19 protein-coding genes are annotated in these 18481 nt (G+C 70.8%); 11 read left to right on the top strand and 8 right to left on the bottom strand.

The window, feature by feature from the left end:
• Nucleotides 1-17: 17 nt before the first annotated feature.
• Nucleotides 18-1064 (top strand): SIS domain-containing protein, encoded by a 1047-nt coding sequence (locus AS594_RS11925; protein ID WP_069927009.1) that lies wholly within the window; start codon nt 18-20, stop codon nt 1062-1064.
• Between the two features lie 333 nt (nt 1065-1397).
• The gene (locus AS594_RS11920) at nt 1398-2873 is read left to right on the top strand and encodes a sensor histidine kinase (protein ID WP_079144658.1); all 1476 of its coding nucleotides are present in this window, start codon (nt 1398-1400) and stop codon (nt 2871-2873) included.
• Nucleotides 2874-3082: 209 nt separating this feature from the next.
• On the opposite strand, the gene AS594_RS11915 is transcribed toward AS594_RS11920, so the two are convergent.
• Both AS594_RS11915 and AS594_RS11910 read right to left on the bottom strand, forming a co-directional pair.
• Nucleotides 3083-3340 carry a WhiB family transcriptional regulator gene (locus AS594_RS11915; RefSeq protein WP_004937597.1) on the bottom strand — a complete coding sequence of 86 codons (258 nt, stop codon included), beginning with the start codon at nt 3338-3340 and terminating at the stop codon, nt 3083-3085.
• Between the two features lie 317 nt (nt 3341-3657).
• Complete coding sequence (locus AS594_RS11910; RefSeq protein WP_069927007.1) at nt 3658-4626, bottom strand: diacylglycerol/lipid kinase family protein; 969 nt, start codon at nt 4624-4626, stop codon at nt 3658-3660.
• A gap of 73 nt (nt 4627-4699) precedes the next feature.
• On the opposite strand from AS594_RS11910, the gene AS594_RS11905 reads away from it, so the two are divergent.
• Complete coding sequence (locus tag AS594_RS11905) at nt 4700-5131, top strand: hypothetical protein (protein WP_069927006.1); 432 nt, start codon at nt 4700-4702, stop codon at nt 5129-5131.
• Nucleotides 5132-5241: 110 nt separating this feature from the next.
• Here the strand turns inward: AS594_RS11905 and AS594_RS11900 are convergent, their stop codons facing one another.
• From AS594_RS11900 to AS594_RS11890, 3 genes are all read right to left on the bottom strand, one after another.
• Nucleotides 5242-6285 carry an RNA polymerase sigma factor SigF gene (locus AS594_RS11900; protein ID WP_079144659.1) on the bottom strand — a complete coding sequence of 348 codons (1044 nt, stop codon included), beginning with the start codon at nt 6283-6285 and terminating at the stop codon, nt 5242-5244.
• Entirely contained in the window at nt 6282-6695 is a 414-nt protein-coding gene (locus tag AS594_RS11895) for an ATP-binding protein (RefSeq protein WP_028811722.1), read from the bottom strand. The genes AS594_RS11900 and AS594_RS11895 overlap by 4 nt, the downstream gene beginning before the upstream one ends.
• Before the next feature lie 236 nt (nt 6696-6931).
• Nucleotides 6932-7192, bottom strand: a complete 261-nt coding sequence (locus AS594_RS11890; RefSeq protein ID WP_069927005.1) for a UBP-type zinc finger domain-containing protein — start codon at nt 7190-7192, stop codon at nt 6932-6934.
• 48 nt (nt 7193-7240) lie between these two features.
• Between AS594_RS11890 and AS594_RS11885 the strand changes: the two genes are divergently transcribed.
• Nucleotides 7241-8839 (top strand): Na+/H+ antiporter, encoded by a 1599-nt coding sequence (locus AS594_RS11885; protein ID WP_069927004.1) that lies wholly within the window; start codon nt 7241-7243, stop codon nt 8837-8839.
• Here AS594_RS11885 and AS594_RS11880 read toward each other — a convergent pair.
• Nucleotides 8818-9801, bottom strand: a complete 984-nt coding sequence (locus AS594_RS11880; protein ID WP_069927003.1) for a 1-aminocyclopropane-1-carboxylate deaminase/D-cysteine desulfhydrase — start codon at nt 9799-9801, stop codon at nt 8818-8820. The genes AS594_RS11885 and AS594_RS11880 overlap by 22 nt on opposite strands.
• A 59-nt stretch (nt 9802-9860) precedes the next feature.
• Entirely contained in the window at nt 9861-10451 is a 591-nt protein-coding gene (locus AS594_RS11875) for an N-acetylmuramoyl-L-alanine amidase (protein ID WP_176733213.1), read from the bottom strand.
• Nucleotides 10452-10702: 251 nt separating this feature from the next.
• Between AS594_RS11875 and AS594_RS11870 the strand changes: the two genes are divergently transcribed.
• The 5 genes from AS594_RS11870 to AS594_RS11850 all read left to right on the top strand — a co-directional run bounded on the left by AS594_RS11870 (nt 10703) and on the right by AS594_RS11850 (nt 15547).
• The gene (locus AS594_RS11870) at nt 10703-12115 is read left to right on the top strand and encodes a family 2B encapsulin nanocompartment shell protein (protein WP_069927002.1); all 1413 of its coding nucleotides are present in this window, start codon (nt 10703-10705) and stop codon (nt 12113-12115) included.
• Nucleotides 12116-12191: 76 nt separating this feature from the next.
• A complete protein-coding gene (locus tag AS594_RS11865) occupies nt 12192-13235 on the top strand; it encodes a family 2 encapsulin nanocompartment cargo protein polyprenyl transferase (protein WP_079144889.1) in 1044 nt (347 codons plus the stop codon).
• A gap of 183 nt (nt 13236-13418) precedes the next feature.
• A complete protein-coding gene (locus AS594_RS11860; protein ID WP_069927000.1) occupies nt 13419-14012 on the top strand; it encodes a GNAT family N-acetyltransferase in 594 nt (197 codons plus the stop codon).
• A gap of 94 nt (nt 14013-14106) precedes the next feature.
• The gene (locus AS594_RS11855; protein ID WP_338120156.1) at nt 14107-14748 is read left to right on the top strand and encodes a dihydrofolate reductase family protein; all 642 of its coding nucleotides are present in this window, start codon (nt 14107-14109) and stop codon (nt 14746-14748) included.
• A 49-nt stretch (nt 14749-14797) separates the two neighbouring features.
• On the top strand, nt 14798-15547 hold the full coding sequence (locus AS594_RS11850) for a DUF6304 family protein (RefSeq protein WP_069926998.1): 750 nt from the start codon (nt 14798-14800) through the stop codon (nt 15545-15547).
• 47 nt (nt 15548-15594) lie between these two features.
• Here the strand turns inward: AS594_RS11850 and snpA are convergent, their stop codons facing one another.
• Entirely contained in the window at nt 15595-16233 is a 639-nt protein-coding gene (gene snpA, locus AS594_RS11845; RefSeq protein ID WP_069930457.1) for a snapalysin, read from the bottom strand.
• Between the two features lie 201 nt (nt 16234-16434).
• Between snpA and AS594_RS11840 the strand changes: the two genes are divergently transcribed.
• A complete protein-coding gene (locus AS594_RS11840; protein WP_079144660.1) occupies nt 16435-17499 on the top strand; it encodes a LysR family transcriptional regulator in 1065 nt (354 codons plus the stop codon).
• Nucleotides 17500-17589: 90 nt separating this feature from the next.
• On the top strand, nt 17590-18471 hold the full coding sequence (locus AS594_RS11835; RefSeq protein WP_069926997.1) for an NAD(P)H-binding protein: 882 nt from the start codon (nt 17590-17592) through the stop codon (nt 18469-18471).
• Nucleotides 18472-18481 lie beyond the last annotated feature (10 nt).

The following is an 18481-nucleotide window of genomic DNA, read 5'->3' as shown; positions in this document are numbered from 1 at the left end:
TTTTGGAGGCACCGAGCATGGTCGAACTGCCCGGCAGGATGATGTCCGCCGAAATCGCTGAGCAGCCCCAGGTCCTGCGCCGGATCCTCGAAGCCGGCGCCCCGCGGATCCGCGAGACCGCCCGGGCCGTCGCCGCGAGAAGCCCGCGCTTCGTCCTGCTCGCCGCGCGCGGTACGTCGGACAACGCGGCCCTCTACGCCAAGTACCTGCTGGAGATCCAGCTCGGTCTGCCGTGCGGGCTGACGTCCATGTCGACGACGACGGCGTACGGGGCGCGCCCCGACCTCAGGGACGTTCTCGTCGTCACGGTCAGCCAGTCCGGCGGCTCGCCCGACCTCGTGGCGTCCACCAGGGCGGCCCGGCAGGCCGGTGCGATCACGCTCGCGGTGACCAACAACGCGGACTCCCCGCTGGCGGCGGTCAGCGAGTACCACATCGACATCCTGGCAGGCCCGGAGAAGGCCCTCCCGGCCACCAAGACGTACACCGCCTCCCTGCTCGCGCTCTACCTCTTCGCCGACGGTCTGCGCGGCGGCGACGGGTCGGCGGCGGCGGTCCTCCCCGCCCTGGCTGACGGGATCCTCGCGCGCCGGGCGGAGGTCAGGCAGCTCGCCGGCCGCTACCGGTTCGCCGACCGCATGGTCATCACCTCGCGCGGCTACGGCTATCCGACGGCCAAGGAGGCGGCGCTCAAGCTCATGGAGACGAGCTACATCCCCGCCCTGTCCTACTCCGGCGCCGATCTGCTGCACGGCCCGCTCGCCATGGTCGACAACATCTCCCCGGTCATCGCCGTCGTCACGGCCGGCAGGGGCGGCGAGGCCCTCCAGCCCGTCCTCGACCGGCTGCGGGGCCGCGGCGCCGACCTGGTGGTGATCGGCCCGGCGGCGCAGGTGGAGGCGGCCTCGGCGGGCTTCGTACTCTCGCTGGAAGACGTCCCCGAGGAGCTCCAGCCGGTCCTGGAGATCCTGCCGCTCCAGCTCTTGGCGTACGAGGTGACGATCGCCAGGGGGCAGGACCCGGACGCCCCGCGCGCCCTGGCGAAGGTCACCGAGACCCACTGACGCCCGGTGTGCGCGAGGGGCCGCCGGGACGGCGGTGACGCACGCGTGGCCGAGTGCGGCCTCCGGCAGATAATCTGACCCTGCACGGCCATAGACACAACGTAATGGTCTAGTCCACAATGTACAGGTAAAGCCTCCATCCTCCCCGCACAGGAGGGTGGACCGAGGCACCGGCGCTCTCTGCCCTGACTGCGTCGTGGCCTCTGACGGCCGCGCGGGACCGCACACCCGCGCACGGCCGGAGCAGCTCCGGGCTGCGGTGCCAGGAGGGCTGAGGGTCCCTCCCAGGCGCCGCGGCCATGGGGTTGCCGGAGCGAAGGTACGCTCGCACACGTGCCCTCCATGAACGACCTCGTCCGCCAGCACACCGCTCTGAGTGAAACCGACCTCGAGTGGCTCCATCTGCTGGTCTCGGAGTGGCAGCTGCTCTCCGACCTCTCCTTCGCCGACCTCGTCCTGTGGGTTCCCACGCTTGACGGGACCCGCTATGTCTCCGTCGCGCAGATGCGCCCCAACACCGGCCCCACCTCCTACCAGGACGACATGGTCGGCCACCTGGTCCCGCGCGGCCGCCGCCCGCTTCTCGACGCCGCCCTCGACGAGGGCCGGATAGTGCGCGAGGGCGACCCCGAGTGGCGGGAGGAGGTCCCGGTCCGGGTCGAGTCCATTCCCGTACGCCGCGAAGGCCGCGTCCTCGGCGTCATCGCGCGCAACACGAACCTGCTGACCGTGCGCACCCCCAGCCGCCTGGAGCTGACGTACCTCCAGAGCGCCTCCGACCTGGCCCAGATGATCGCCGCCGGGTCCTTCCCGTTCCCCGGCCAGCAGGTCGACATGGACGCCTCTCCGCGCGCCGGCGACGGGCTGATCAGGCTCGACGCGGACGGCATCGTCCAGTACGCGTCGCCGAACGCCCTGTCCGCGTACCACCGTCTCGGCCTCGCCTCCGACCTCGTCGGCCACCACCTCGGCCAGGCGACCGCCGAACTGGCACCGTCCCGCGGTCCGGTGGACGAAGCCCTGGTCAAGCTGGCCAGCGGCTACGCCCCGCGCGAGACCGAGGTGGAGGGGAGCAGCGGCGTCATCCAGCTGCGCGCGATTCCGCTGAAGCCCAAGGGCACCCGCATCGGTTCACTCGTACTGTGCCGGGACGTGACGGAACTGCGCCGCCGCGAGCGCGAGTTGATCACCAAGGACGCGACCATCCGGGAGATCCACCACCGGGTGAAGAACAACCTCCAGACGGTGGCGGCCCTGTTGCGGCTCCAGGCGCGCCGGATGGACTCCGAGAAGGGTCGCGAGGCACTCAACGAGGCGGTGCGCCGGGTCGGCTCGATCGCGATCGTCCACGAGACGCTTTCACAGAACCTCGACGAGCGCGTCGAGTTCGACGAGATCGCCGACCGGGTCATCGCGATGGTCGCCGAGATCTCGCCGGGCAAGGTCAACTGCCGTCGCACGGGCCGCTTCGGGATACTCGACGCCGAGGTCGCCACGCCCCTCGCGATGGTTCTCACCGAGATCATGCAGAACGCGCTGGAGCACGCCTTCGGGCCGGCGGACCACGGTTCGGTCGAGGTGGCGGCGGTGCGCGGCGGCGACCGCAAGGACGCCCGGCTGCTGATCACCGTGCAGGACGACGGCCGCGGACTGCCCGAGGGATTCGACCCGAAGCGCATGGGCAACCTCGGTCTGCAAATCGTACGGACGCTGGTGGAGGGTGAGTTGGGAGGGACGTTCGACATGGTCCCGGGTCCCGCCGGCGGCACCCGGGTGGTACTCGACGTACCCGTCAGCGCCGACAAGTAACACCGGGTCGGACGGAAGAGCGGCCGGGCGGAACCGCGAGCGGGCGGAGCGGCGGGCGGAAAAGCGGCGAGCCCCGGACCGAGGGTACGGTCCGGGGCTCAAAGCTCACGTTGCTAAGCGCATCGGGGGTACTGCGCGCTGCGGCTCGGGGCGGGTGGTGCGTACGCGCTGTACGCGCCGCCAAGCTCAGGCTCGTGCGGGGTGGTGGTTCAGGCGGTCGCGTTACGCGCCCGGTTGCGAGCGGCGCGGCGCTTCATCGCGCGGCGCTCGTCCTCGCTGAGGCCACCCCAGACGCCGGAGTCCTGGCCGGACTCGAGCGCCCACTGCAGGCACTGCTCCATGACGGGGCAGCGGCGGCAGACGGCCTTGGCTTCCTCGATCTGCAGCAGCGCAGGACCGGTGTTGCCGATGGGGAAGAACAGCTCCGGGTCTTCCTCACGACAAACGGCGTTGTGACGCCAGTCCATGGCTGCTACCTCTCCTTGGTATTACAAGCACGTTGCTTGTGAATGTGAACGCTTTCACGAATCCCCCCGCAAGTGAAGGGCCGACTGCCAGTTGCCTGGTGTGGGTCCTGTGTGGAGGAGGGGTTCTGGCTTTCAGTGGAGGCTGGTGTTGCGGGCCGTCCCGATCGCCATGTAGAGATTCCCAAACCTCGGCAGCGGATACAACCCCTTCTGGAAAGTTTTTTTTGATTCCTCGGTGTCGGGTAGGTCACAGCCGTACTTCTATGGGGTGTAACCCAGCCCGTACGTTCGAGTTAAAGGACTTTTGCACCTTCCGCTCACACAATCACACGCAGTGCACGGCGAACGCCTGTGAACGTCACGCTCGTACGCAGCCCCAGGTGGTCACCGTCCATCTGGAAGGGCAGTGGGGCCTTCGAATGCAAGGTGAAGTCGGTCAGGTCGTGCAATGTCACCGCATGTTTACCGTGCGGCCCGCGCTCGGGCGTCGAGGTCAGCAACTGGGTCGCGTAACGGGCCACGGCGGGGGTGGACAGCTTGCTCAGCCCGAGCACGTCCAGGGCCTTGTCGAAGGAAGCCTCCGGGGACGCGTACATCGGGCGATTGCCCAGGTAGGTCCAGGGGGAGGTGTTGCAGATTATGGACAGCACGAGATCTTCGACCGGGTCGTGACCGGGGCGCTCCAGCGTGATCAGGCCCTGCAAGCGGTGCGGCTCCCTCAGGAACTGGCGTACCACCTGGCGCACATAGAGGGCGTGCGTCGAACGCTTTCCTCGCTCCCGGTGCTGCTCGACCCGGCCGATCACTCCGGCGTCGAATCCGAATCCCGCGCAGAACGTGAACCAGCGGGCCGGAACTGATTCGTCCTCCGTACCCGGGGTACCCGCCGCCAGACCGAGACCGACCGTGCGCTCGCTGCGCGTGCGCAGCGCGTCCAGAATGGCGCCGGTCGCCTCGACCGCGTCGTTCGGAATGCCGAGGGCGCGGGCGAAGACATTGGTGGAACCGCCCGGGACCACCGCGAGGCGCGGAAGCCTCTCCGGGTCCGGGCCCTCGTGGAGGAGACCGTTGACGACCTCGTTGACCGTGCCGTCGCCGCCGAGCGCCACGACCAGCTCTATGTCCTTGCTCTCCACTGCCCGCCGGCCCAGATCGCGGGCGTGCCCGCGGTACTCGGTCGTCACGACTTCCAGCTTCATCTCGCTGGCCAGGGCATGGATCAGGACATCGCGGGTGCGTGCGCTGGTGGTGGTAGCTGCCGGGTTGACCACGAGGAGTGCACGCATGGGCGCCAGACTACCCAGTGGGTCGTACCTGGCCCAGACCTGGTCCGCCGGGGCGGGCGGTTACGCTGCTGGGGTGAGCAATGAGCAGACTCCCGAACCCGCCGCCGACCCCCGCCCCAGCCGGCTGACCGCCGCGGCGGGGCTCGCCGCGCTGGAGGGCCTGGCCCTGGTCGCCGGTGGCGCGTACATGCTCGTGATGGGGCTGCTCGGCAGCCCCGACAAGCCCGAGCAGGCGGAGATGGGCGGCCTGACGCTGCTCGTCCTGGCGCTGCTGCCGCTGCTGGCGGCGCGGGGGCTGATGAAGTGCCGCGCGTGGAGCCGCGGGCCCGCGATCATCACCCAGATCATGGCGCTGCCGGTCGCCTGGACCCTGCTGCGCTCCGAGGGTTCCCTGCTGATCCCGGCCGGTATCGCGCTGGCGGTGGTGGCGGTGGCCTCGCTGGTCCTGCTGGTCAATCCCGAGACGAACCGGGCGCTGGGCATTCGCGGTCCCCGCGACGCGTAGCGACAGCGCCGCGGGTCACCGCTCGGGGCGGCCGTAACCGCCGTAATCACTCGGGGCGGCCGTAACCGCCGTATCGACCCGTATCGACCCGTATCGACTCGGCGGTCGGGCTACTCCTCGACGAGGAGCTTCTCGCGGAGCTGCGCGAGCGTCCGTGCCAGCAGCCGGGAGACGTGCATCTGCGAGATGCCGACCTCCGTGGCGATCTGCGACTGCGTCATGTTCCCGAAGAAACGCAGCAGCAGGATGCGCTTCTCGCGCGGTGGAAGGTCTTCCAGGAGCGGTTTCAGTGACTCCCGGTACTCGACGCCTTCCAGCGCCTCGTCCTCGGAGCCCAGGGTGTCCGCGACGGCCGGGGACTCGTCGTCGGTGTCCGGTACGTCCAGCGAGAGCGTGCTGTAGGCGTTGGCGGACTCCAGGCCCTCCAGGACCTCTTCCTCGGAGATGCCCAGGCGCTCGGCCAGCTCGTGCACGGTCGGGGACCGGCCGTGCTGCTGGGAGAGCTCGGCCGTGGCCGTCGTGAGCGAAAGACGCAGCTCCTGGAGCCGGCGGGGCACCCGTACGGCCCAGCCCTTGTCGCGGAAGTGCCGCTTGATCTCACCGACGACGGTCGGAGTGGCGTACGTCGAGAACTCGACGCCGCGCTCCGGATCGAACCGGTCCACCGACTTGATCAGGCCGATCGTGGCGACCTGGGTGAGGTCGTCGAGCGGCTCGCCGCGGTTGCGGAAGCGGCGGGCCAGGTGCTCGACGAGAGGCAGATGCATGCGCACCAGCCGGTTGCGCAGCTCCGCCTTCTCGGGCGATCCGTCCGGCAGCTTGCGCAGCTCGATGAAGAGAGCCCGCGCGCCGCTGCGGTCGTGCGGGTCGTGGCGCCCGTGTTCCCGCTCCGTGGAGTGCTGTCCCTGCTCGCTCATATGGCCCGCCCGCTCTGCCTGCTCCGCCGCCACCGTGCCCACCAGGCCGTCCACCGGTCTGTCGACCACCGGCCCGGAGGCCACCGGTTCGTCGACCGGGTGGGGCCGGGCCTGCTGCTCTGGGATGCCCGCGGGTGAGGGAGCCGTCCCGGCCTCCCCGGCCGGGACCGCGCGCCCTTCCCTCGGCGCCTGTGGGCTGAGCTCCTCGTTGCGCACCGGCCCGTCCCCGTTCCTCACGCCGGCCCGGGTCCCGCGCCGCGCTGTTTGTACAGGCTGATGGTGACCGTACGGTCCTCCGCGACCGTGGAATCCACCTTGCCCGCGAGTGCCGACAGCACCGTCCAGGCGAAGGTGTCGCGCTCCGGTGCGCGACCGTCGGTGGTGGGGGCCGAGACGGTGACGTCGAGTGAGTCCTCGACGAGCCGGAAGACACAGCTGAGGACGGAACCGGGCACGGCCTGCTGGAGCAGGATCGCGCACGCCTCGTCGACCGCGATGCGCAGATCCTCGATCTCGTCGAGGGTGAAGTCCAAGCGCGCCGCGAGTCCGGCCGTGGCCGTACGCAGCACGGACAGGTAGGCACCTGCAGCGGGCAGCCGGACTTCCACGAAGTCCTGGGTCCCGGGCTCGCCTGCGATCTGGGACACCCTCACCTCCAAGGTGGCACAAGCTCTTTCGGGGGTCCGGGGGAAGCCCCCGAAGCCGCGCGGTACGTCGTTCGATTACGTCGTTCGCCGGTGACGCTATCGCGATCCATTCTGCCCTGTCGCCGGGGCCCCCACCCGGGCCTGTCACTCATGGTAAGCATATGAGTACGCACAGTGGCTAGGGGTCTGCGGCGCCCAATTGGAAACAACCGGCGCCGGGTTGACGTACCCACGCGTCAGACGATCGAACCGTCCTCGTAGCACCAGCGCCAGTCGTCCCCGGGCTCGAAGCTGCGCACCACCGGGTGACCCTCTTCCTTGGCGTGCGCGGACGCGTGCCGGTACGGCGACGAGTCGCAGCACCCCACATGGCCGCACTCCAGGCACAGCCGCAGCTGGACGGGGTGGCTGCCGGCCGCCAGACACTCCCGGCAGGTGTCGCTCAGCGGGACCGGTTCGGGGTGCGGCAGTGTGGCGACGTGCGGGCACTCGTTCATGATGGCCAGGTTACGGCGTGGGCGAGGAAGAGGGCGGACGGAAAACCGATGGACGCATTGCCACTGCTGGTCCTGATCGCGGGGAGTGCGGTGGTCGCGGGCGCCGCCCGCAGGACGCCCGTACCGGCCCCGCTGCTGCTGGTCGCCGCCGGGCTCGCGGCGACGTACATCCCGGGCGTGCCGGACTACACGCTGAGCCCGGACATCGTGCTGCCGCTGCTGCTGCCGCCCCTCCTGTATACGGCCGCCGTGGACAGCTCGTACCTCGATCTGCGGGCGAACATCAGGCCCGTCGCCTTCCTGTCGGTCGGCTACGTGCTGTTCGCGACCGTGGTCGTCGGATACTTCGCGTATCTCGTCGTTCCCGGGCTCCCACTGACGTCCGCGCTGGTCCTCGGCGCGGTCGTCGCGCCGCCCGACGCGGTGGCGGCCACCGCCATCGCCCGCCGGCTCGGACTGCCGCCGCGCATCACCGCGATCCTCCAGGGCGAGTCCCTGGTGAACGACGCGACCGCCATCACCGCCTTCAAGGTGGCGCTGGCGGCCGCGGCCGGCGAGGGCGCCAGCTGGGCCGGCGGGATCGCGGAGTTCGCCGTCGCGGCGGTCGGCGGGGTGGGGGTGGGACTGCTGCTCATGGTGCCGCTGCACTGGCTGCGTACGCACCTGAGGGAGCCACTGCTCCAGAACACCCTCTCCCTGCTGATCCCCTTCGTGGCGTACGCCGCTGCCGAGCACGTGCACGCCTCCGGGGTGCTCGCCGTCGTCGTCGTAGCCCTCTACCTGGGGCACCGCTCCTGGCAGGTCGATTTCGCCACCCGGATCCAGGAGCACGCGGTCTGGAAGATGGTGTCCTTCATCCTCGAATCGGTCGTGTTCGCGCTGATCGGGCTCCAGCTGCCGTACGTCCTGCGCGGGCTCGGCCCCTATGGGGGCGGTGAGGCCGTCTGGTACGCGTTCGCCGTGTTCGTGGCGGTCGTGGTGGCGCGCTTCGTGTGGGTGTTCCCGGCGACGTACCTGCCGCGGGTGCTCTCGCGGCGCGTGCGCGAGCGCGAGCCGGGCGTCACCTGGGCCTCGCCCGTGGTCGTCGGGTGGGCGGGGATGCGCGGCGTGGTGTCCCTCGCGATCGCCTTCTCCATCCCGCTGACCCTCGGGCAGGGCGAGCCGTTCCCCGCGCGCAACCTCGTCCTCTTCCTCACCTTCACGACGGTGATCGCCACCCTGGTCGTGCAGGGGCTCACTCTGGCGCCGCTCATCCGTCTGCTGAAGATGCCCGGACGCGATGTGTACGCCGAGACGCTCGCCGAGGCGCAGGCCCAGAGCGAGGCTTCGGCGGCCGCCGAAGCGCGGCTGGAGGAGCTGCTCGCCGATCCGCGGAACGCCCTGCCGCAGCCGCTCGCGGACCGGCTGCGGACCGTTCTGGAGAGGCGGCGCAACGCCGTGTGGGAACGGCTCGGCGCCGTCAACCAGGAGACCGGGGAATCGGCGGACGACACGTACCGGCGCCTCGCGGGGGAGATGATTGCCGCGGAACGGGCGGTCTTCGTGGAACTGCGGGACCAGCGGCGCATCGACGACGAGATGCTGCGCAACCTGATGCGCAGGCTGGACCTGGAGGAGGCGGCGGCCTACCGCGCGGAGCCGGGCTGAGGGGAGCCGGGCCGAGGGGAGGCAGACCGGGCGGGGGCCGGTTCGGCGGAGTCCGGCCGTCCCGTGACGACGGCCGCGAGGGTGGTGCCGGGCGGGAAGGCGCCCTCCGTGGCGAGCGTGGTCAGCCCGTACAGCATCTTCGCGACGTAGAGCCGCTCCACGGGCAGCCCGTGCCGTTCTTCGAAGTCCGCGGCGAACGCTTCGAGTTCCGGGGTGGTACGGGCGTAACCGCCGCAGTGGAAGCGGTCGTCCAGCGTCCAGTCGCCGGCGGGGGCGCCGAAGGCGGCGTGCTGGAGCGTGCGTATGCCGTCACCGAGGAAGCCGCCCTTGAGTACGGGGAAGCCGATGGCCCGCTGCCCGGGCCCCAGGCCCGCCGCCAGGCCGGCCACGGTGCCTCCGGTGCCGCAGGCGACCCCCACGACATCGGCGGCGTCCCGGAGCTCCCGCCCGAGTGCGACGCACCCGTGCACGGCGAGGGCGTTGCTGCCGCCCTCGGGGACGACGCAGACGCTCTCAGGCGCCGCGCCGGGCACCGCCTCGGACACGAGGGCGGCGAGCACGCCGGGCTCGGCCTTGGCGCGGTACGTCGTCCGGTCGACGAAGTGCAGCCGCATGCCGTCCGCCGCGCACCGCGCCAGCGAGGGGTTCAGGGGCCGGCCCGCCAGCTCGTCGCCGCGTACGACGCCGACCGTCGCGAAGCCCAGCAGGCGCCCGGCCGCGGCCGTCGCCCGCAGGTGGTTGGAGTACGCGCCACCGAACGTCAGCACCGTGCGCCCCGCCGCCGCCCGCAGGTTCGGCTCCAGTTTGCGCCACTTGTTGCCCGGCAGGTCCGGGTGGATCAGATCGTCGCGCTTGAGCAGCAGCCGCAGGCCGCGACGGGTGAAGCGCTCGTCCTCGGCCGGCCACAGCGGCGACGGCAGCCGCGGCCGCAGCCGGGAGAGGTCGAGCGCTTCGGGGGTCATGCTCCCATTGTCGCCACCGGTGCCGCACGGGCCACGGGGGGCCACGGACACCGCAGGCGTTACGCGAGGCGCTCCTGGATCCTGGCGCGCATGGTGTTCATGGAGAAGCCGCGCGGGTCTATCTTGCCCGGCTGCCACTCCAGGTGACCGATCACCGAACGGGAGTTCCACCCGTGGTGCCGGCAGACCGCGGCCGCCGCCCGCTCGATGGCTTCGAGCTGAGCCCCGGGCCAGGGGTCGTCGCCGTCCCCGAGGTTCTCGCACTCGAAGCCGTAGAAGTGCCGGTTTCCGTCGGTGTTCGACTCGTTGTCGGGCGGCAGCGCCCGCTCGGCGATGACGGCCCGCAGCACGTCGTCGTCGCCCATCCCCGCGTGGTTCGCGCGGCCGTACCCGACCAGATGGACCGAGCCGCTCTTGGCGATCACGCCGTGGCAGAGCGGACCGGGGAGGCCGGGATAGCCGTCGCGGCAGATACGTACGGTCTTGGAGGTGCCTGAGGTGACGGTGTGGTGGATCATCACGCCGTGCACAGGGCCCCAAGGGCCCATGTGGTTGCGGTTGTGGGTTCGCCAGTCGCCGACCTGGACGACGTGGATGCCTTCGTCTCTCAGTACGTCGAGGAATCTGCTCGCGGACATGGGTGAGGCCATGGCCGCCTCCTTAGGTGAGTCGCGCATCATCTCGTAACGCTGCTTGTACCCGAACTCCGCTGTCCCGGCTATCCGTTCGGACAGCGTGCGAGCCGATTCGGTCATCTCGCGCACAGGTGCGTGACCTCGGCGCCGTGCGACCTGCCCCGCCAACCGGTGATCTAGTCACACTCTTTTGTGTAATGGCGCCGTCACTCTCCGGCCTGCGAGGCTTTTCGGCGCAGCTCAGCACATGATCGAGAGGGAGTCAGATGTCGGTCGAGGCAGGTTCCGAGATCCGCGAACAGCAGGCGCAGCCGCAGCAGAGTCTCGGTACGGCCGCAGCGCGGAACTTGGCGACCACCACCAAGTCCGCACCGCAGATGCAGGAGATCACCTCGCGGTGGCTGCTGCGGATGCTGCCGTGGGTCCAGGTCCAGGGCGGTACGTACCGGGTGAACCGGCGGCTCAGTTACGCGGTGGGCGACGGGCGGGTGACTTTCGTACAGACCGGGGAGCGCGTCGAGGTCATTCCCGGCGAGCTGAACGAGCTGCCGGCGCTCAGGACGTACGGCGACGAGGGGGTGCTGGCCGAGCTGGCCCAGCGGTGCGAGCAGCGGGAGTACGCGGCGGGAGACGTGATCGCGGCCGCCGGTGATGCCGCGGACACGGTCTATCTGCTGGCGCACGGCAGGGTGGAGAAGGTCGCCGACGGGGCGTACGACGACGAGGCGGTCCTCGGAGTCCTCGCCGACGGGGCCTACTTCGGCGACCAGGCGCTCGTCGAGGAGGAAGACACCTGGGCGTGCACGGTCCGCGCCGCGACCGCGTGCACGGTCCTCACGCTGTCCCGCCAGTCCGTCATGACGCTCGCCGATCGAGCAGAAACGTTGCGCAATCACCTCACGCGCGTACGGTCGCTGCCCCGCCAGCGCACCAACAAGTACGGCGAGGCGCCGATCGACCTGTCCGCGGGCCACGTCGGCGAGCCCGTCGTCCCGCACACGTACGTCGACTACGACGCGGCGCCGCGCGAGTACGAGCTGAGCGTCGCGCAGACCGTACTGAAGGTCCACAGCCGGGTCGCGGACCTCTACAACCAGCCGATGAACCAGACCGAGCAGCAGTTGAGGCTCACCGTGGAGGCGCTGCGCGAGCGCCAGGAGGACGAGCTCATCAACCACCGTGAGTTCGGACTGCTCCACAACTGCGACTACGGGCAGCGCATCCAGCCGCACGACGGCGTGCCGAGCCCGGACGACATGGACGAGCTGCTGTCGCGGCGGCGCGGCTCCAAGCTCTTCCTCGCCCACCCCCGCGCCATCGCCGCGTTCGGCCGCGAGTGCAACAAGCGCGGTCTGAACCCGGAAAGCATCGAGATCGGCGGCAACCGGGTGCCCACCTGGCGCGGTGTCCCCATCTTCCCGTGCAACAAGATCCCGGTGAGTGACGCCCGTACGACCTCGATCATCTGCATGCGTACCGGCGAGGCCGAGCAGGGCGTCGTCGGACTCCAGCAGAGCGGCATCCCGGACGAGATCGAGCCGAGCCTGTCCGTGCGCTTCATGGGCATCGACGAGCAGGCGATCATCCGGTACCTGGTCACGGCGTACTACTCGGCGGCGGTGCTCGTGCCGGACGCGCTCGGGGTCCTGGAGAACGTCGAGATCGGCAGGTGGCGCTGAGCCCGGCACTCACCCAGGCGGTCCGTGTTCCCGGGGGAGCACCGTACAAGCACTGCTGGAGGAAGTGACCGTGACGATGACCAGAGCGGAAGCGGCCGCCACCGAGGGGCAAGAGGCGGCGGCCCTCCTCGAACGCACCCGCAGGACCGTCGACCCGCAGCTGCGCACGGGAGTGGAGAGCCTGCCGGGGTCCATACGGCGGATCGCGATGTACCACTTCGGCTGGGAGCGGGCCGACGGCACACCCGCCGAGGGGCAGTCGGGCAAGGCGATCAGGCCCGCACTCGTCCTGGCCGCCACCCAGGCGCTCGGCGGGGACCCGGGCCGGGCGGTTCGGGCCGCGGCCGCCGTGGAGCTCGCGCACAACTTCACGCTGCTCCACGACGACGTCATCGACGAGGACCCGACGCGCCGAAACCGGGCCACGGCCTGGACGGTGTTCGGCGTACCGGACGCCATCGTCGCCGGGGACGCCATGTGCGCCCTCGCCCTGCGGCTGCTCGCGGAGGACCCGCACCCGGCGGCGGCAAGGGCGTCGGCGCGGCTCGCCGCCTGTGTCATCGAGCTGTGCGCGGGACAGCAGGCGGACTGCGCGTTCGAGCGGCGTGGCCCGGGGGAGGTGTCGCTCGACGAATGCCTGACCATGGCCGAGGCGAAAACGGGAGCCCTGCTCGGCTGCGCGTGCGCCCTCGGCGCGCTCTACGCGGGCGCGGACGACGAGGAGGTCGCGGCCATGGACGCCTTCGGGAGGGAGGCGGGGCTGGCGTTCCAGCTCATCGACGACCTGATCGGGATCTGGGGCGACCCGTCCCACACGGGGAAGCCTGCGGGCGCCGATCTGGTGGCCCACAAGAAGTCCCTCCCGGTCGTGGCGGCGCTGACCTCGGACACCGAGGCCGCGGCCGAGCTGGCCGCCCTGTACGCCGGGCCGCTGGACGCGGCCGCCGTCCGGCGCGCGGCCGACGCCGTCGACCGGGCGGGCGGGCGTGACTGGGCCCAGGGGCACGCGGCGGACCGTATGGCCCAGGCCGTGCAGCACCTCTCCCGCGCGGTTCCGGACCTCGCGGCGGCCGGCGACCTTCTGTCGCTCGCCGAGTTCGTGACCCGGAGAACCCGCTGACGTGCTGACGTGCTGACGTGCTGACGCGCTGACGCGCTGAACGGGCTTGGCGGAGTACGTGCTGTGGGCGGGCGCCCGGGGGAAACCCCGGGCGCCCGTCGGCGTCCGGGCGTCAACTCTAGGATCTGGTACGTCAGTTCGTACGACGGATCATCCGGATCCCGGAGAGAAGAGGCCACAACCGTGGGCGTGGACATACGACAGGCGGGGGAGGGCGACCGTGAGGCGCTCGTACGGCTGCTGGACGCGGCCTTCATGGACGACCCGGTGAGCAGCTGGGTCTTCCCCGACCGGGCGCACCGCGCCCGCGTGCACGGCACGTTCCTCGGCGTTTTCCTCGACGTGGCCCTGCGCGAGGGACGGGTCGACATGACCGAGGACGGATCGGCCGCGGCCCTGTGGCTCCAGGTGCCGGCCGGGCCGCCCGATGAGGAGGACGACACTCCCGTACGGATGAGGGAGGCCGCCGATCCGGACAACGAACGCGCCGAGCTCGTCGGCCGGCTCACGGGCGAGGCGCATCCGCACGACCGGGCGCACGCGTACCTGCTGCTCATCGGCGTCTCCCCGGACCGCCAGGGCGAAGGGCTCGGCACGGCGCTGATCCGGCCCGTCCTCGACCGCTGCGACCGTGACGGCGTACCGGCCTACCTGGAGGCGAGCAGCGAGCGGAGCGGCAAGCTGTACGAGCGGCTCGGGTTCGCCTTCACCGGCCGTACGGTCGACCTCCCCGACGGCCCCCACATGTGGCCCATGTGGCGCGAGCCCGTGCGCTGACGCCGGCGGGGCCTTCGCCCGGCGGTGCGCCGCTCAACTTCGGCGCGGAAAAAGGGCCTTGCGCAACCACTACGGATAGAGCACTCTACCTGTAGTGGTTGCGGCGCCCGGTCGGTCGGCCGCCGCGGACCTTCCTTACGACCAGAGGATCAGTTTGCGCAAGCTCACGTATTTCGTCGGTATGTCCATCGACGGTTTCATCGCGGCGCCCGACGGCACCCACGACTTCTATCCGGTGAGCGAGTCCCTCGTGAAGGACTTCTTCATCGGCGAGTATCCCGAATGCCTCCCGACGCACGTGCGGCAGCATCTCGGTGTCGACGACCTGGAGAACAGGCACTTCGACACCATGCTCCAGGGGCGCGCGACGTACGACGCGGCGCTGGAAGCGGGCATCACCAGTCCGTACAAGCACCTGCGCCAGTACGTCGTGTCGCGCAGCGTCGACAAGGCGATCGACCCCGAGGTCGAGGTCGTCTCCGGTGATGTCGCCGCCAAGGTGCGCGAGCTCAAGCAGGAGGAGAGCGGGCTCGGGATCTACCTGGCGGGCGGGGCGAATCTCGCCGCGCAGCTCATGGAGGAGATCGACGAGCTGGTCCTCAAGGTGTACCCGATCGTGGTGGGCTCCGGCGTCCCGGTGTTCTCCGCCGAGTTCCGGGTGTTCGACTTCGAACTCGAGTCCACCCGCAGCTTCGACAACGGCACGCTCGTGCTGACGTACAGCAAGAAGCGCTGACGCCGGGGCTGTTCGGGTGTGGACGCCCGAACGGGCTAAAGTCCCGCTCATGACAGGAGAGCCATGGGCCGGCTGGTACCGCGACCGTGAGGGTTCCGTCGCCGTCCGCATAGCGGCGGACGGACAGCGGCTTCGTACCCGCATCAGGGGAGTGGACTTCGAGGGCGACAGCTTCGACGCGCTGGACCCGGCGGCCGGGCCGCCGCCCGAGGGGGCGGGGTTCGCGCTGTCGGGCGGCTCGCTGTGCGACTGCGTACTCGAATGGGACATCCCGATGCCCGTGTACGCCGACGGGCGGGTCCACCGGGCCACCCTCAGCTGCCTGCTCGCGCTGGGCAGGCCGCTTCCGGCAGGCGGCCTCGACCGCGAACATCTGGCTCTGACCCTGCACTTCGACGGCGCGGCGTACGAGTCGGAGCGGGCGGAGCACGACTTCGAGCACGCTCTGACGGTCATCCAGCGACGGCTGCCGCCCGGCGCGTACCTGCGGTCCTGCATCTCCTGCGCCTTCTCCGACTACCACCCCGCCGCGGGCGGTCTGTTCGGGAATCTCGCCTGCTTCCGGGGGGCCAAGGAGAAGTACCGGGCGGTCGCGGGCAAGGACGAGCTGTTCGAGCTGTGGGACGAGCGGTCCGGGTTCGTACAGGAGACCTGGGCGTGCGCGGACTTCGAGCGCAGGCCGGCCGGGGGGCCGGGGACGGGATACCGCGGCGCGTTCCCGTACGTGCGGGCGGACTCGGCCGCCCCACCGGTCCCGGTGGTCCCGCAGACCCCGCTCGCCGCGGAAGCGACGGGCTAGCGAGGGGCCTGCGGGGCGTGCATCCGGCAGGAGACGGCCGCTTCCGGTCAGGAAGCGGCCGGGGCGAAGCCGTTCTGCCACAACTGGTTGACGCGGTTGCGCTCGCGCTGGTCGGGGGTGGCGTTCTGGCAGGACGTGCCGGGGCCGCCGCCCGACATCAGCTCGCTGCATGGGCCCGAGTAGTGGTCGGGCAGACCCAGCACATGGCCGGTCTCGTGGGAGGTGACGCGGGTCGAGTTGTACTGCTGGTTCTGGCGGTAGTCGAGGAAGATGTACCCGCTGCCGTGGCCGTCGGTGCTGGCGTACGAGCCGCGGGGGTCATTGCCCTCCCGGTAGACGAAGTCCGGGTTGGAGCCTTCCTGGAGCTTCACGTTGGTGACGGAGCTGTTCCAGATCTGGGTGCTCCTGGCTATCTGCGTGCGGAAGCTCGGCGCGCTCGCCGCGGAGTAGACGACCGTGACGGCCAGGGCGCCGGGGTTGGCGGCGCGCTTCTCGGCGACCGACTTCTTCACGGCGTCGAAGAATGCCTTGTTGGCGGCGGCGTTCTCCTTGGACTTCTCGTACGTGACGTACGAGTTGTTCGAGGCCGAGGCCGAGGGCGCCGCCGTCGCCGGTACGGCGCCGAGCGTCGCGGCGGCGAGGCCGAGGCCGAGAGCGGTGGTGAGGAGGGTTCTTGGGTGCCGCATGTTCATGTGGGGGGCTCCTACTCGTTCCGTTCATGTCAAACGGTTGGGTAGGGAGAGTGTCGGGTCCGGAGGTCCGGCCGGGGATGATGCCAGCCGGTGATAGCACGAGCGCATCACCCGCCCCGGCTCCGCCGAATCAGCGGTGATTCCTGTGCTTATGGCGTCTGGTGTGCCCCGGGCGGCCCGCCTTAGGGTCGGGGTATGGAGCTTGAGGTCAGGCACCTTCGCGCGTTGTGCGCCATCGCCGACACCGGCAGCCTGCACAAGGCCGCCCGTACGCTCGGGATGAGCCAGCCGTCGCTGACCACGCAGCTCCGCCGTATCGAGAACGCGCTGGGCGCGGAGCTGTTCTCGCGCGAGCGCACCGGCTGCCGTCCGACGCCGCTGGGGCGTGCGGTGCTCAGCAGGGCGCGCCCCCTCGTCGAGCAGATGAGCGCGCTGGTGGCCGATGCGAGAGCGGCCGCCGTCCGTTCCTCGGAAGACCCGCACCTGCGGATCGGAGCCACCGCCAGCCGGGTCATCGGAGGGTGGCTGCGCAGACTGCGGACGCGGCTGCCGGAGTCCGCCACCTCGCTCCATGTCGACGTATCGGCCCATACGCTGCTGCGGCTGCTCGCGGCCGGGCAGCTCGATGTCGCCTTCGTGCACGAGGTGGAGGGCTCCGCGCTGCGGATGCCGGCGGGCCTCGAACAGCGCGTACTGGTCGAGCGGGAGCCGCAGTTCATCGCGATGTCGCGCGACCATCCGGCGGCCGGCGGGTCCGTGGTGGAGCTGACCGACCTGGCCACCGACCGGTGGATGGTCGACCCCACGGTGGACGGCGAATGGGAGGGCGTGCGGCGCGTGTTCGCCGCGGCCGGTCTCGACCCGCCCGTTCTGCGCGGGGACTACCACACGGCGACGTCCCTGATCGTGATGGGCGAGGCGGTCGCCCCCTGCCAGCCGACCTCGGGACCGCGCGACGACATGGCGATCCGCCCGCTGCGGGGCGACCCGCTGGCCGTACGGCTGCTGCTCGTCTGGCGGCCGGGTTTCACCGGGGCGGCAGGCGTGTACGCCGATCTGGAGGCCGCGTACCGCGAGGCGGCGATGCGGGCGCCCGGCTACCGGCAGTGGCTGCTGCGCAACGAGAGTCCGCTGCCGGCGGCGAGCGCGCCGGCGTGCGGCGAGGTGGGCGTACGCGGGCCCGGCCGACCGGGTCCTTTCGTCCGCTCCGATGGTGCCAATGGCCGTACGAAGGAATGCTGCCCGGCCGGGGGCCATTGAGGGTGTAGGGGACGGTCGCCACCAGGACGGTCGCCACCGCCGTCCCACAGCGACGTAAGACGCAAGAGCGGCAGCAAAGGACACCCCCTCATGACCCCAGCAATCGCCGTCACCGGAGCGAGCGGCCGGATCGGCGGACGTGTCGCACGCCGTCTCGCCGGCGCCGGTGTTTCGCAGCTCCTCCTCGGCCGCGACCCCGCCCGGCTGCCCGAGCTGCCCGGCGCGGTCAAGGCGCCCCCCGCCTCCTACGGCGACGCGGAGGCGATGCGCGCCGCGGTGGACGGCGCCGGAACGCTCTTCCTCGTCTCGGCGCACGAGGCCCCCGGGCGGGTGCGGGAGCACAAGACCGCCGTGGACGCGGCCCTCGCGGCGGGCGCGGAACGGATCGTGTACGTGTCCCTCCTGGGCGCGGCGCCCGACGCGACCTTCACCTTCGCCCGCGACCACTGGCACACCGAGCAGTACATCCGCTCCACCGGCGTACGCCACACCTTCCTGCGCGACAGCTTCTACCAGGCCGCGCTCCCCGCGATGACCGGCAAGGACGGCGTCATCCGCGGCCCGGCCGGGGAAGGACGCGTCTCGGCCGTCGCGCACGAGGACATCGCGGACGCGGCGGCCGCCGTACTGCTCGCCGAGCTGGAGGGCCTCGACAGCCACGACGGCGCCACGTACGAACTGACCGGCCCCCAGGCCCTGTCCTTCGCCGAGATCACGCGGGAGCTGAGCCGGGCCACGGGCCGCGCGATCAGTTACGTGCCGCAGACGCGTGAGGAGGCGTACGCCTCACGGGCCGTGTACAAGGCCGAGCCGTGGGAGGTGCAGGGCTGGGTGTCCTCGTACGAGGCCATGGCCAACGGCGAGATGGAGGCCGTCTCCGACGACGTCCCCCGCCTGACCGGCCGCCCGGCCACGACGTTCGCCGAGTTCCTTCGCGAAAACCCGGACAGTTATCGGCACTTGGCCGGATAAGGTCCCTTTC

It is taken from the genome of Streptomyces agglomeratus (assembly GCF_001746415.1).
Taxonomy (GTDB): Bacteria; Actinomycetota; Actinomycetes; order Streptomycetales; family Streptomycetaceae; genus Streptomyces; species Streptomyces agglomeratus.
The sequence above is the reverse complement of the archived record's forward strand: the minus strand, read 5'-3'. Positions and strand labels throughout refer to the sequence as shown.